Source organism: Ruminococcus sp., from assembly GCF_024691275.1.
GTDB lineage: Bacteria > Bacillota > Clostridia > Oscillospirales > Ruminococcaceae > Ruminococcus.
In genome coordinates, this window is the sequence record NZ_JAILNU010000063.1 from 15,803 (window position 1) to 30,545 (window position 14,743).

10 protein-coding genes, 1 tRNA gene and 1 CRISPR repeat array are annotated in these 14,743 nt (G+C 42.7%); of the genes, 8 read left to right on the forward strand and 3 right to left on the reverse strand.

Features of this window, described 5'->3' with window-relative positions; all coding sequences use genetic code 11:
• Window positions 1-13: 13 nt before the first annotated feature.
• Complete coding sequence (locus K6G33_RS07580) at window positions 14-616, reverse strand: hydrolase (RefSeq protein WP_296777934.1); 603 nt, start codon at window positions 614-616, stop codon at window positions 14-16.
• Between the two features lie 363 nt (window positions 617-979).
• Here K6G33_RS07580 and guaA point away from each other — a divergent pair, with 363 nt between their 5' ends.
• The 3 genes from guaA (at window position 980) to K6G33_RS07595 (ending at window position 6,567) form a co-directional block, all read left to right on the forward strand.
• On the forward strand, window positions 980-2,533 hold the full coding sequence (gene guaA / locus K6G33_RS07585) for a glutamine-hydrolyzing GMP synthase (RefSeq protein ID WP_296777935.1): 1,554 nt from the start codon (window positions 980-982) through the stop codon (window positions 2,531-2,533).
• Between the two features lie 140 nt (window positions 2,534-2,673).
• Complete coding sequence (locus K6G33_RS07590; protein WP_296777936.1) at window positions 2,674-4,005, forward strand: transposase; 1,332 nt, start codon at window positions 2,674-2,676, stop codon at window positions 4,003-4,005.
• 155 nt (window positions 4,006-4,160) lie between these two features.
• A CRISPR array of direct repeats spans window positions 4,161-5,539; the repeat unit is 33 nt; unit sequence GTTGCATTCCGTATGGTGCATATGAATGACGAG.
• A gap of 242 nt (window positions 5,540-5,781) precedes the next feature.
• Window positions 5,782-6,567, forward strand: a complete 786-nt coding sequence (locus K6G33_RS07595) for an AraC family transcriptional regulator (protein WP_296777972.1) — start codon at window positions 5,782-5,784, stop codon at window positions 6,565-6,567.
• A 23-nt stretch (window positions 6,568-6,590) separates the two neighbouring features.
• Here K6G33_RS07595 and K6G33_RS07600 read toward each other — a convergent pair whose 3' ends face one another.
• Window positions 6,591-8,135: a hypothetical protein gene (locus tag K6G33_RS07600; protein ID WP_296777938.1), complete on the reverse strand. Its 1,545-nt coding sequence runs from the start codon at window positions 8,133-8,135 to the stop codon at window positions 6,591-6,593.
• A gap of 186 nt (window positions 8,136-8,321) precedes the next feature.
• Here K6G33_RS07600 and K6G33_RS07605 point away from each other — a divergent pair, with 186 nt between their 5' ends.
• The 3 genes from K6G33_RS07605 to K6G33_RS07615 all read left to right on the forward strand — a co-directional run bounded on the left by K6G33_RS07605 (window position 8,322) and on the right by K6G33_RS07615 (window position 11,523).
• Window positions 8,322-9,074 carry an amidohydrolase family protein gene (locus K6G33_RS07605; RefSeq protein ID WP_296777940.1) on the forward strand — a complete coding sequence of 251 codons (753 nt, stop codon included), beginning with the start codon at window positions 8,322-8,324 and terminating at the stop codon, window positions 9,072-9,074.
• Window positions 9,075-9,143: 69 nt separating this feature from the next.
• Window positions 9,144-10,445: a GH25 family lysozyme gene (locus tag K6G33_RS07610; RefSeq protein ID WP_296777943.1), complete on the forward strand. Its 1,302-nt coding sequence runs from the start codon at window positions 9,144-9,146 to the stop codon at window positions 10,443-10,445.
• Window positions 10,446-10,470: 25 nt separating this feature from the next.
• Window positions 10,471-11,523 carry a DUF4062 domain-containing protein gene (locus tag K6G33_RS07615; protein ID WP_296777945.1) on the forward strand — a complete coding sequence of 351 codons (1,053 nt, stop codon included), beginning with the start codon at window positions 10,471-10,473 and terminating at the stop codon, window positions 11,521-11,523.
• A 39-nt stretch (window positions 11,524-11,562) separates the two neighbouring features.
• Here the strand turns inward: K6G33_RS07615 and K6G33_RS07620 are convergent.
• Window positions 11,563-11,635: transfer RNA gene (locus tag K6G33_RS07620), tRNA-Ala, on the reverse strand.
• A gap of 162 nt (window positions 11,636-11,797) precedes the next feature.
• On the opposite strand from K6G33_RS07620, the gene K6G33_RS07625 reads away from it, so the two are divergent.
• Window positions 11,798-13,531, forward strand: a complete 1,734-nt coding sequence (locus K6G33_RS07625) for a glycosyltransferase family 39 protein (protein WP_296777946.1) — start codon at window positions 11,798-11,800, stop codon at window positions 13,529-13,531.
• Window positions 13,532-13,575: 44 nt separating this feature from the next.
• On the forward strand, window positions 13,576-14,670 hold the full coding sequence (locus tag K6G33_RS07630; protein ID WP_296777947.1) for a metallophosphoesterase: 1,095 nt from the start codon (window positions 13,576-13,578) through the stop codon (window positions 14,668-14,670).
• The last annotated feature ends 73 nt before the right edge of the window (window positions 14,671-14,743 follow it).

The following is a 14,743-nucleotide window of genomic DNA, read 5'->3' on the forward strand; positions in this document are numbered from 1 at the left end:
AAACTCCTTACATTCACTTATTTGAGCCTTCAAGATAGTAGGAAGCTTCCATATCGGCAACGTTCAGTGCCAGAGCGAGCGGGTACATTTCCAGTGCCCTGCCGATAGAACCTCTTTCCTCAGTTCCACCATATGAAAAACCCATGTGATATCTGATAGCGAAAGCTTCTTCACGGGACAGACGGTTCTCACCGTAGAAAAATCCCGAGAGTATGTAAACGGACTTTTCGCCGTGCCCGTATGGCAGAGCATCATTTATCGAGTAATAAGGTACTTTTTCCCACTGTCCGGTCTCATCGTTCTTCTTATTGCGCATTTCTACGGTATAGAAGTCTATTTTGCAGACATCGTGCAGGAGAGAAACGAGAGCGATAGTCTCCTCAGAGTAATCCATTCCGTAGAGTTCCTTAGTACGAGGACGTGAGAGGTAGTCCTTCAGGCAGTGGTAAACATTTACACTGTGCTGAACGAGACCGCCTTTGTATGAACCGTGGAAGCGTGTGCTGCTCGGAGCGGTAAAAAAATCGCTCTTCTCAAGATATTCGAGAAGTTTGTCTGCTCCTTCGCGTTTAATATTTTCTTTATATATTGAGATAAATTCTTCTTTAGCTGTCATAATGATACTCCTTAACTTACATTCCTTTAATATTATACCACAAATTGTTATTAAATTCAATAGGCAAAGATGATTATTTTATGAATTATAACTATAATTGGAAGTACAAATCAAATAAGGGAAAAAAATAGTGTAAGACTCTTGAAATTTTCTCTGAAATATGGCATAATTAAAACATGATTTTCTTTGCGGACAAGCACAAAGAAGATCGTGTTTTAAGCCATTAGCCGTCAGCCGTTAGCCATTAGTGAATGTATCAACGGATAAAGCGGCAGAGCCGCTTCCTAAAGGATAAGGGCTAAAGGCTAATAGCTCCAAAAATATGGTGTCCGCTGCCATAAAGCGGAAGTTAAGGAGGGACTTATGTCTAACCAGCTTTGTATCGTCCTTGATTTCGGCGGTCAGTATAATCAGCTCATTGCCCGCAGAGTGCGTGAGTGCGGTGTATACTGCGAGATCAAGAGATTTGACACACCTATCAGTGAGATCAAGGCAATGAACCCGACTGCGATAATATTCACAGGCGGTCCGAACAGTGTTTATGATCCTTCATCGCCCCATATCTCAGAGGAGATATTCAGTATTGGCGTACCGATACTCGGAATATGCTACGGCTGCCAGCTCGTTGCATATACTCTCGGCGGCAAGGTCGAGAGCTGTGAAAAGAGCGAGTACGGCAAGATCGAGGTAACTCAGAATACAGACAGCCTTTTGTTCAGGGACATTCCTGAAAACAGCGTTGTGTGGATGAGCCATACCGATTTTGTAAGCCAGCTCCCTGATGGATTCCGTGTGACAGCAAAGTCTGAAGACTGTCCGTGTGCAGCTTTTGAAGCTCCTGAGAAGAAAATATATGCTGTACAGTTCCACCCTGAGGTAACTCACAGTGAGTTCGGCAAGCAGATACTCCATAACTTCCTTTATAATGTCTGCGGCTGTACAGGCGACTGGGTAATGGACGATTTCATTGAGAATACAGTAGCTAAGCTCCGCGAGCAGATAGGCGATAAAAAGGTAATACTCGGACTATCGGGAGGCGTTGATTCCTCCGTTGCAGCAGGACTTCTCAGCCGTGCAGTCGGCAAGCAGCTCACCTGTGTATTTGTCGATCAGGGACTTATGCGAAAGGACGAGGGAGACTTCGTTGAAGAAACATTTACAAAACTTTTCGATATGAACTTTGTCCGCGTAAACTGCAAGGAAAAGTTCCTCGCAGCTCTCAAGGGCGTTACAGACCCTGAGCAGAAGCGTAAGATTATAGGTACCGAGTTCTATAATGTTTTCTGGGATAAGATAAGAGAACAGGGCACGGACGGATTCTTTGCGCAGGGTACTATCTATCCTGACCGTATCGAGTCGGGCAGAGGCAATCAGGCAGGTCACGGCAGCACAGCTGTTATAAAGACACACCACAACATGGTTAAGATGCCTGAGGATATAAAGTTCGCAGGAACCATCGAGCCGCTCGGCGACCTCTTCAAGGACGAGGTAAGAAAAGTGGGCGAGAAGCTTGGTATCCCTCATGATCTTGTATGGAGACAGCCGTTCCCGGGTCCGGGTCTCGGAGTTCGTATAATCGGCGAGATAACTGAGGAAAAGATAAAGATATTACAGGAAGCAGACGCTGTATTCCGCGATGAGATACGCAAGAGCGGTATCGAGGAGCAGCTCAAGCAGTTCTTTGCAGTTCTTCCTGATGTACGTACTGTAGGCGTTATGGGCGACCACCGTACATACGACCACCTTATAGCTATCCGCGCAGTAACTACAGACGACTTCATGACAGCTGACTGGGCAAGGATACCTTATGATGTTCTTGCAAAGGTGTCGAACCGACTCTGCAATGAAGTTGAGCACGTTAACAGAGTAGTGTATGATATTACTTCTAAGCCGCCGGGAACGGTGGAGTGGGAATAATCGCCGAAGCGCTGCCGGTGGCAGAAGCAGCGAGGCGATTATTGCGCAGCGGTCGAAATATCCGAGCGTAGGCGAAGGAGATTTCGGGCACCGCAAGTGGGTGTAGCACCTGCGAGAAAAGCAGCAAAGGGGGGATATGCATGAAAAAGAAAAAAGAGGTAAATAAGGTTGTAAGGTTGGCTCTTTATATAGATCAGTATGACAAAGACGGAAAACAGGTCGATTATAAGGAAATAAACCAACTTCTTTGGGAGCTTCAGAAGCAAACTCGTGAGATAAAAAACAAGACCATTCAGTATTGCTGGGAATATTATAATTTTAGAAGCGATTATTATAAAAAGTTTAATAGCTATCCAAAAGAAAAGGATATTTTAAATTATTCTTTAGCTGGTTTTATAATGGATAAGTTAAAAACAGGTAATGATCTGTATTCACAAAATTGTACTACTACCGTTCGCGGAGCATGCAAAGAGTTTGAAGATTCACGTGAAAAATTCTTAAAAGGTGAAAGTTCAATAATAACCTATAAACCAAATCAACCTATTGACATTCATAATGAAAGGATTGATTTGAAAAAAATAGATAAAGATTTTTACTTGTCATTAAATATGGTAAACACAAAATCTGATTATTACAAAAAATATAAAGATACTAAAGTCAGATTTAAGGTTAATGTAAAGGATGATTCAACGCAAACTATTCTTGAACGTTGTATTGATCAGATCTATAAAATCGGAGAGAGTAAGCTGATTTATAATCGAAAGAAAAAACTGTGGTTTTTGAATATGGTATATAAGTTTGAACCACAGGTGATAGATAATCTTGACCCTGATAAAATACTTGGTGTTGATCTTGGAGTGGCTTTGCCGATATGTGCTTCTGTATACGGCGATTTGAACAGGTTTACGATAAATGGCGGTGAGATCGAAGAGTTCCGTCGGCGCGTAGAAGCACGAAAGAAGTCTTTGCTGAAACAGGGAAGATATTGTGGTGACGGCAGGATCGGTCATGGTATCAAGACACGTAACAAGTCTGTTTATGCTATTGAAGATAAGATAGCGCGATTCCGCGATACTGCAAACCATAAGTATAGCCGTGCTCTTATTGATTATGCTGTCAAAAATGGCTGCGGAACTATCCAAATGGAAGAATTAAGCGGTATAACCAGTGATGCTAACCGTTTTTTGAAGAATTGGACATATTATGATCTGCAAACTAAAATTAAAAATAAGGCTGAAGAAAAAGGTATAAACGTTGTTTTTATTAAGCCACGATATACAAGTAAACGATGCAGCAAATGTGGATATATTAATGCTGATAACAGAAAATATCAGGCACATTTTCTGTGTTTGAAATGCGGTTTTAAAGAAAATGCTGATTATAATGCGAGTCAGAATCTCAGTATTCGGGATATTGACAAAATAATAGAAAATGAAATAAACCAGAGTGCGAAAAGTAAGCAAACAGAATAATGTTGTTATATTCGCACATTTGCACGGGCGACTCGGCGTCCGAAAATCGAGAAAGTATACATAAGCCCGAATTTAATTCGACAGTAGATACACTCGATAAGGTATAAAGTACACATTTTAATTCCGTGTAATAGTTCATGTGTAGCAATTTTGCAGTTGCATTCCGTATGGTGCATATGAATGACGAGTGGTCAAACGTATTATTCGTCGTCTACCAGAACAGTTGCATTCCGTATGGTGCATATGAATGACGAGTTGGTTCTGCCTATCATGTTGGCATTTGTCTCGAGTTGCATTCCGTATGGTGCATATGAATGACGAGTGCTACTGGTATAATGGGGTTGATGTATCGCAGAGGTTGCATTCCGTATGGTGCATATGAATGACGAGACTATCTAAGCCGCAACCGATTTTAAAAATCGGCTGTTGCATTCCGTATGGTGCATATGAATGACGAGTAAAACCGCAGTACTTATGAATAACACTCTTAAAGTTGCATTCCGTATGGTGCATATGAATGACGAGATACCGCCTACCTTAAAGCCAAATTTGTCGCCGTGTTGCATTCCGTATGGTGCATATGAATGACGAGGCACACTTACTATATCAGACAGAGAGATGATAGTGTTGCATTCCGTATGGTGCATATGAATGACGAGTTATTGCCAAGAATCCTGATGGTGAAAAAGAAATAGTTGCATTCCGTATGGTGCATATGAATGACGAGTTACAGTTGATACCGTTATCCTCATAGACCATTAGTTGCATTCCGTATGGTGCATATGAATGACGAGTGGATTGCTGCGAGAGGATTTGAAGATGATGCAAGTTGCATTCCGTATGGTGCATATGAATGACGAGTGCTCTTTGAGTGGGTCAACAACGTCCATATGCAGGTTGCATTCCGTATGGTGCATATGAATGACGAGTGGAGAGCATCACCAACAGCGGCACGATCTGCACGTTGCATTCCGTATGGTGCATATGAATGACGAGACATCGAAATTAAACAGATAATCATACTTTTTTCGTTGCATTCCGTATGGTGCATATGAATGACGAGTTAGCAAGTGTGACCATTTAGATTTTTTATAACCGTTGCATTCCGTATGGTGCATATGAATGACGAGTTTGAATGGATAGCTTCATGGGCTTGTTGCATGAGTTGCATTCCGTATGGTGCATATGAATGACGAGTTCAATCAAATTTGTTAAATCAGTGTTAGAGATAGTTGCATTCCGTATGGTGCATATGAATGACGAGATGTTTTTATTTGATTATTGGGAAAAAAATGTCCCGTTGCATTCCGTATGGTGCATATGAATGACGAGTAAAAGAGCATCAACCCAATACCGATAACTTGCAGTTGCATTCCGTATGGTGCATATGAATGACGAGTTACTAACTTTAACAGCACTCAGGAAGAAGATTTGTTGCATTCCGTATGGTGCATATGAATGACGAGTTGTGCAAAGATATCTTTGATTCGCTGCCGTTCTGTTGCATTCCGTATGGTGCATATGAATGACGTATTCCGTCAACTAAAAAGAGTATATAAAAAAGCTAACTGAACAATAGCGCTCGGTTAGCTTTTTTGATATTATAACGAACGGTGACAAGAAATTAATAAACGCGAAAGGATTTGTGAAAAATATTACTATCGGGTAATTAGTATTTTATATATTACTTTCGTGCTGAAAAACATTGACACTTTTATGCTGCTCGTGTTATAATATGTGCATAATTTAAAAATTTGGAGGGTAAAAACCTTGAAAATGTTCGAGATCGGCTACAATCACAGGCACGATCGCAGCTTTTGCATAGATAGGCCCGACGGCTCAGACAGCTGGCTGATGCTTATCGTAAAAACGCCTGCTCATTTCAGAATAGGCGGAAAAGATGTTAGAACTTCGGCTCACTCATTTATCATCTACCGCCCCGACACACCACAGTATTACTATCCTGCCAGCAATGAATATTTTGATGACTGGATGCACTTCATTCCAAACGAATCAGAACAGAATATGATGAAGGAACTCAATATCCCTCTGGATACTCCTGTTGATATCGCAGACATCACAGATATGTCTTCGATGATACGCAGTATGTGCTTCGAGCATTATTCTGCCGATCCGTACAGAGAGAAAGCAATAGACCTTTATTTTCAGCTCCTGATGTATAAGGTCTCCGAAAAACTGCGCAAGAAGGAGCTTATGGCAAATCGTCCCGAGGGAATATACTCCGAGAAGCTCCTCTGGATAAGGCAGTCTATATACCGCTGGCCAGGCAGAGACTACTCCATAGACGATATGGCGAAGGAGCTTTCGCTGAGCCGTTCGCGTTTTCAGCATCTCTACACCGAGACCTTCGGCGTAAGCGTCAATAAAGATGTTATTACGAGCCGTCTGAACAAAGCGGCAGAGCTCTTAAAGACGACTGATATGTCTGTCAAGAATGTGGGAGTGAATGTAGGATACGGTAATACTTCGTATTTTGTGAAGCTGTTCGGAAGCTTCTACGGAGTCACACCATTACAGTTCAGACAATCTGAAGATAAATAAAAAAAGCGCCATTGGCGCTTTTTTTATTTATCAAGCTGTTTTATAGTCACAGCGGCAGCGATCAGTAGTATTACTATCGTGACGGAAGCCCACTTGAAGTTGAAGGATATGGCGATGAAGGCAAGAACGGCAACGATAATTGCAGTGAATGTGAAAATGCGCCTTTTCAGGAGCAGCTTCCGCAGACGCTCGGCGGCTTTTCGTGTTTTTTCTTCCTTTGTGTGACGCAGCCGCAGTTCGTTCAGTTCCTTTTTTTCTTCGGAGACAATGATCTCCTGTTCGTACTGAAAAACTGCGTCGCGGACAGCGCTGACAAGGCGCTCGTAAATGGTAGTTATTTTGAGCTTGTCATCTCCCTCGGCATATTCAACAGCATTTTTTATGGAGCTGCCGAACAGTGTATCAAGGTTCTTGCGGAATGAATCTTCGTCGCTTACATCTGTTCCGAAATTCTTGTTATATTCTGATGCAAAGCCATTCACGACTTCTTCGAGGAGGAGCTCGCTGCTGTTTCGGCAGCTATTACACGCAAGAAAGTGAGTGAAATGTGCTTGCCAGCACTGCGGAGAAGCATCTGTAATGAGAGCGCTGTATTCCTTTGCGGCTTCAAAATCCTCTTCTGCGAGAAAACCGTCCATTCGGCTCAGGAGCTTATCAGGATTTACTCTGCTTTGAGGGGCTGGGTGCGAGATTTTGGTATCATGCTCATTTTTTTTGATACAGCGAATGAGCTCGGTCAGGAAACCTATTCGTGAGATATCATGTACAGGAAATGCAGAAAGCTCTCGTGGGATACTGTCCGCAGGAATATCTCTAATGCATAAAATTAATTGCTTCTGACTGTCCTTATGAGCTGCGGAGATGCATTTTTCATATTCTCTTCTGAACTGTGCCGCTGCAAAATTATGCGGTTCGGTGCAGACAGCAAGGAGCGATGATGAATTTGAAGCTGCCGCATTCGCATACAGTTCACGCTGATGTTCGGATAGGTCGCTGAGAGTTTTTGGCGAAAAGAAAACGCTCAGTCCTTCCTTGCAAAGCTGGTCATATATTTCAGCAGCAGCGCCGTTTGCTTCTTCATGAGGACAGCATATAAATACATCATATTTTTCTTCTGTTCCTATGCGGTCTATTTTTTCATGTCGGAGCATTTCTATTGCCGCAGCTTCACGGCGGTAGAAACGAGCCTGTTCATCTGTTGCGAATTCAAGTGAATGAGTGTATTCTGAGCTTGAAGTAACATCAGAGTCATAAGTCCTTGTGATGAAAGGTATTTTCAGTCCTGACAGCGGATCATCGGTGTATTTGACACCGCAGCGGCAAAGGACTATACCCCAGTAACCGTCTGCTTCATCGGGAACGTTTGCGCAGAGTTCGAGGAAAATCTTCTCTGCTTCTTCCGCGTCATTTTTAAAAAGTAGAATGCAGGCTTTATTATAGAGTTCCGCTTGTTCATTGGAGTACTTTGTGGGGACAGTCTGGCGCGAGCCGCAGTGTTCGCACTCACACACTCCCGTATCTTCCGTGCAGACCATGATGTTTCCGCACATTTTGCAGATATAATCCATTTACCGTTCACCGCCTTTGCGTTATCTCATATAATTATATCATACGCTTATCAAAATAGCAAGAAATGAGGCAAAAATGAGCGGTATTTTATTTTGAACGATCGTCAGAGCTGGACATTATTATTCTGATGTGATATACTGATAAAAAAGTATTATTAAGTCTTGTTTGATGAATGGAGTATTATCATGATAATTGATTCGCATATGCATCTTCCGTATGAATACAGCAGCATCGAAGCCAAGAAAGCAGCGCTTCTTGCGGAGATGAGAAAAAACGGCGTGGATAAGGGGATAGTCATTTCCGATTCAGAGCTTGAGAGCTGCATCGGCTCAACAGAGGAATGTGCTGAGCTGTTCTGCGGCGACGATATGATAAAAGTGGTAGCAGGAATAAGTCCGCTCATAAGCTTTGATACGCAGTTGGAACTGTGCAGGAAGCTGCTGATGAGCAGACAGATAATCGGACTGAAAATATATACAGGTCACGAGAAATTTTTCTGTACTGACGAAAGGCTTATGCCTGTATATGAACTTGCAGCAGAGTTTGATGTTCCTGTGCTTTTTCACACCGGCTGGGACGATAATCAATATGCAATGCCCGCTGTCATGAGAGAGCTGGCGCAAAAAAGACAGTGTAACAGATTTGTGTACTGTCACTGTTTTTACCCCGATACCGATAGGTGCTTCGCTGAGCTTGGAGAATGCGAAAATGTATACTTTGACATATCTTCGACAGCTGACAATGAAGATATCCTGCCGCAGATAAAAGTCTCTTTTGAACGAGGAATAAGCGCAGCTCCTGAACGATTCATATTCGGTTCTGATTTCGGGAGCTGTTCCCAGAGGGCACATATTGAATTTGCGAATAGTCTTGAGCTTACTGACAAACAGCGTGAACTCCTTATGCACGGGAATGCAGAAAAGGTATACGATTTGTAAAAAATGTTGCTTTTGGGCAGAAAATGTGGTATAATTATCAAAAATCACGTTACAAAGAAAGGTATTAATATGAAGCTCAGATATATACTTCCACTTGCAGCTCTTTGTTTTTTGACAGGCTGCGGCGGCAAGAAGGTGCCCTCAGGGATAGAGAAGGCATCGGATGCAGTTACGACTACCGCGGCTGTATCTTCAACGTCGAAAACTACAGCAAAAGTCACAACGACAAAAGCGACAACAACTACCCAAAAAGCAGATCCTCCCACAGACCTTGTGCTGAAATGCCGTGATACTGTGGAGGTCTATGATGAGATAAAACTCAGTGATTTTATTACCGAAAAAAATGTTGAGCTGAAAGACGGTTCGGTAATGCTCAATACCTCGGATACAGGCGTATTCGAGGCAGAGATACCGTACATATACAACGGCAGCGAGTTCACGCAGAAGCTTCAGTATTCCGTAGTTGATACCACTGATCCGCTTATCCTGAATTCGGGCTGGGAGCCAAATCATAAAGTCGGAACGAACTTTGATCTTAACGATTACGTAGGATTTGCAGACAATTATGACAGTACACCAAGCCTGAGCTATACAGGTGAAGTTGACCCGAATAAAGTCGGCTCATATCCTATTACAGCCACAGTTACAGACAGTTCGAGAAACTCCGTCACATGGGATCTTACGATAAATGTCGTCGAGGAAGTGCCAAGACCAGTTGATGATAATCTCCGTGTGAACTACAGCGATTTTATCAAGCGCTATGAAGGCGGAAATATCAGATTCGGAATAGATGTCTCCACATGGCAGGGCGACGTGGACTTCAATGCAGTCCGTGATGCAGGGTGCAGCTTCGTAATGATACGTATAGGGTATTATTACAGCGAAGTTACCATGGACGACCAATTCATGGCAAATATAGAAAAAGCATCAGCAGCAGGACTTGATGTGGGATTATACTTCTACACTACCGACAATACCATAGACGGAGCGCGTGAACACGCTCGCTGGATAGTTCAGCAGCTCGACGGAAAGAAATTACAAATGCCTATAGCATTTGACTGGGAGGAATTTGCCAACTTCCAGCAGTACGGCATGAGCATACATGACCTTAACGAGGTGTATTTAGCTTTTGCCGACGAGATAGAGAAGAACGGCTACTCGTCAATACTTTACAGCAGCAAGAACTTCCTCAACAACTTCTGGACAGAGAGCACTAAGGCAGCTCACCCTGTATGGCTGGCACATTTTGTTGATGAGACCAACTATGACGGTGAATATGCGATATGGCAGGCGAGTGCATACGGTCATATCCCGGGTATCTACGGAGATGTTGACATGGATATCCAGTATCTTGACAAGAAACTGAACTAAGAGATCAAAAATCAGGAGGAATATTATGAAACCACGTATTTTTGTAAGCTCAACATTTTACGACCTTAAATATGTCAGAGAAAATTTATCAGAATTTATCAGGAATCATGATTTTGAACCCATAATGTTTGAAGACGGCGATGTGGGATACAATCCCGGAAAACCGCTTGACAAGTCATGCTATGATGCGATGAAGAATTCAGATATGGCAGTTCTCATCATCGGCGGACAGTACGGCAGCGCAGCGACCGATCAGGAAACAGATAAAATAGACGAGTACATATCAATCACGCAGAACGAGTTCCGAACCGCAGTCAATAACGGTCTTGCCATATTTGCGTTTGTGGATTCAAAGGTGAAGACTGAGTACGATGTGTATATGAATAATTTTGATAAATTCAAATCTGATCCGGAATGTATCGCTTTCAGAGCAACTAAAGATATCAGGGTATTCAAGTTCATAAAGAGCGTCTACGATATGGGTATAATTTCCGTTACCGAGTTTAACAAGATCACGGATATAACCGACTTTCTGTCAAAGCAGTGGTCGGATATGTTCAAGAGGTATCTTGAGCAGAAAAAAGAGCGTAAGGAAATAGAGACTATCAAGCAGTCTGTCGCAAAGCTTGAAAGCCTTGTTGACAAAATGTCAATGATGCTCGACGAAGTAGGCAAAAAGGTCATAGATAAGAAAGATTATGACGAAATAAAGGTTAAGCAGAATTTCGCTGAATTGAAAGAGATATTCACTAAAAAAATGAGAGTGACTGACGATAACTTTACAAACACTAAGAAAAGATCAGAGGATCTTTTTAATATGTTCAGTAAACTGTCGAAAGAGGCAGCAGAATTGGAACTGAATTTTGATAAAGATTTAGATTCAATACTACTTGATGAAAACATTGACAGCATTGATTTTTTTACAATTCCATATGACTATGAGTTTAGCATAATGTATACGGGAGAAGTGGAAATTGAATTATTGTACAGAATCTGTGCTTTGCTGAAAGATGAAAAGGTAAGAGAACTTTTAGAAAAAGAATATACGAGCATCATTAAAACGAGATCAAACGAGTAACAAAAATACCGCCTGTTCAAGGCGGTATTTTATATAAAGTGGACTTGAATGGGATCGAACCCTCGGCCTCTGCGTTGCGAACGCAGCGCTCTCCCAACTGAGCTACAAGCCCATATGCAGCTGAGTACATTATAGCACTCATTACAGGTCACGTCTATTGAAAAAACGAAAGTTTACAATTTGTTCATAATTGTGTTTCGCTTTTTCCATTGTACAAACTTACGTAATTGTGTTATAATGTAATATATTTATGAATTTTCGTAAGGAGAAGAAAATGTTATCTTTATCAGGCAGCAGTCCTGCAAAAAGAATCCAGGGACTGCTATTATCTCACCCATATATATCGGCATTTTTAGCTTGTATTATATTAACGCCTTTTTGCTTCGGCTCGCTGAAGTATATCCCTGAATATACGCCCTATGCAGCTTGGGCAGTTCTTTCACTGGCATTATTCGGCTTAATAAGCAGGACCATAAAGAAGTTCAGGCTGCCGCGCATCACAGCGGTATCTCTTGCAATATCCGCGTCGGCTGTATTGTTTATCCTCATAGAAAAATACAAAGCATCAGACCGCAAAATAGTGTGGATATTTTTTTACGGTTTGTCAATGATGTCAGTGCTCTACGGCGCGTTTTACACAAACGAGCTGAGACGGCGCATGAGTTCGGCACTTATCATTGCAGTCGGATTCTGGTTGAAGCTATGCTATGTCTTGTGTACGAATGTGAATATGCGTCAGCATGACGAGGGCTGGTTCAGCGATACCGAGGTGGCAACAGGACACCTTGGGTATATCTCGTATCTTTTCACGAATCACCATTTGTATCAGGACGATTACTGTTCTATGATGCAGTACTGTCACCCTCCGCTGCATCATACGATATGTGCGGTATGGATGCACATAATGGAAGACATCTTCCGCATTGAGCGTGATACAGCGCTGGAAACAATGCAGATGCTGACACTTTTTTATTCTGTCAGCATAGTGATATCGGCGTATTATATTTTCCGTCATTTCAAGCTTGAGGGAAAAGCACTTTACATACCGCTTATGATAACATCTATGCACCCGTGCTTCACATATCTTGCGGCGCTGATAAACAACGATGCACTTGCGTGGGCGTTCACTATGGGAGCATTCCTGTTCACTCTCAGGTGGTACAAAGAACCTTCGATGAAGAACATCATGAAAATATCGCTGTGCATAGGACTTGGAATGATGTCGAAGCTGTCGGCGGCGCTCATTGCTCTGCCTGTTGCACAGGTTTTCCTTATAGTTTTTGTGCGGAAATTCAAAAAATCATGGAAAGAGCTGACAAAGCAGTTTGCAGCCTTTGGAGCGGTATGCGTACCGCTGGGTATGTGGTTCCCGTTAAGAGGATTTATAAGGTGGAAGATACCGCTCACCTATGTTCAGGAGCTTCCTGCGGGAATGGATCAGGAGATAAAAGGAGTATCCTTTTTCAGCAGGATAACAAACTTCGACTTAGAGCAGGTACGTAATGTATTTGAAAACTGGGCATACCGCAACGAAGAGGGCGAGCTTGTCGGCATGAACGAGAGCAATCCGCTCATAGCCATACTCAAAAATTCGGTTTTCGGAGAATTCATCAACGGAACATATTTTGAAGGTGCATCGCTGACGATGTGCAGGATATTTTTCTGGACAGGTGCTGCCATAGCATTTGCTGCATTTGCCGCAATGATCGTCACATTTGTGAGGGATCGCTCCATTGACGAAGTACACAAGCTTTTCACGGGAATATTCTATGCTGTGCTTGTAGGGAATCTTTATTCAATGTCGGCGAATTATCCGCTGGTATGCACTATGAATTTCAGGTACCTGATGCCCACAGTCGTTACAGGAGCGCTTTTCATCGGACTTGCTCTCAGGAGAAATTGCAGGTTCCGACGTGTATACAGTTCGGCAGCGGCAGTATCGGTATCAGCCTTTTCGCTGATGTCTGCGGCGATATATATTATTGTATGCCAGAAAAGTGTGCTTTGATATTATGAGTCATACTTTAACGCAATTACTTAGGGGGAAGATTCATGTGGTTGATAATATTGGGATTAGTTATGGCAGCGACGGCTTTAGGAGCAGTTTATGCGATAGTCTGCGTCGGACGTTTCGGGATCTATAAAAAGATATCGGGCGGTAAAAATTGGCTGAAGCATCTTTTTTCGTTTGTAACGATAGTGCTGGTATTTACAGTGCTGGTGTTTACAATGTCGAGTGTAAATGCGGTGATAGTATTCCTTGACACGATAGTGTTCTTCCTTATATTCGGTCTTATCATGCGGATAATCAAACGTGCATCGGGCAAGGATCTGGCGGTTTATTGGCAGGGCTGGCTGACTATAGCTGCGTCCGTGGTATACCATATTATCGGATATTATTTATGCTTCAACATTTGGCAGACGGACTACAGTTTAGTTACCGATAAGCAGGCAAACCTGAGAATAGCACTGTTTGCCGACAGTCATCTTGGCACCACGTTCGACGGTGAGGGCTTTGCTGAGCAGATGAAGCGAATCGAGGAGCAGTCGCCTGATATAGTTCTGATCGCAGGAGATTTTGTTGATGATTCTTCAAACAGGGACGACCTTATCCGTGCTTGTGAAGCACTTGGAAAAATGAATGTAAAGTACGGCGTGTGGTACTGCTATGGCAACCATGATGAAGGCTACTTTAATAGCAGGGACTTCACGGCAGAGGAGCTTGAAGCAGCACTCACAGAAAACGGCATACACGTTCTTGCGGATGAATGCGAGCTTGTTGATAACAGCTTTTACGTAGTAGGAAGGAAAAACGGTGGGGATAATGACCGAAAGGATATGGCAGAGCTTCTCGAAGGAGCAGACACGAGCAAATACATAATCGTCATGGATCATATCCCTAATGATTATGATGAAGAGGCGGCTTCGGCAGCTGATCTCGTGGTATCAGGACATACTCACGGCGGCCAGCTTTTTCCTATAACCTATGTTGGAGAATGGTTCGATATCAACGATGCAACATACGGATATGAGCGCAGGAATGATACGGATTTTGTTGTTACGTCAGGTATTTCCGACTGGGAAATTTATTTCAAGACCGCAACAAAGTCAGAGTATGTCATAATTGATGTCTCACAGAAAAAGTGAACTCATATGTATGGTATAATAACAGCAGATCCCCGGGACATTGCCTCGGGGATCTGCTGTTATATGCTGGTGC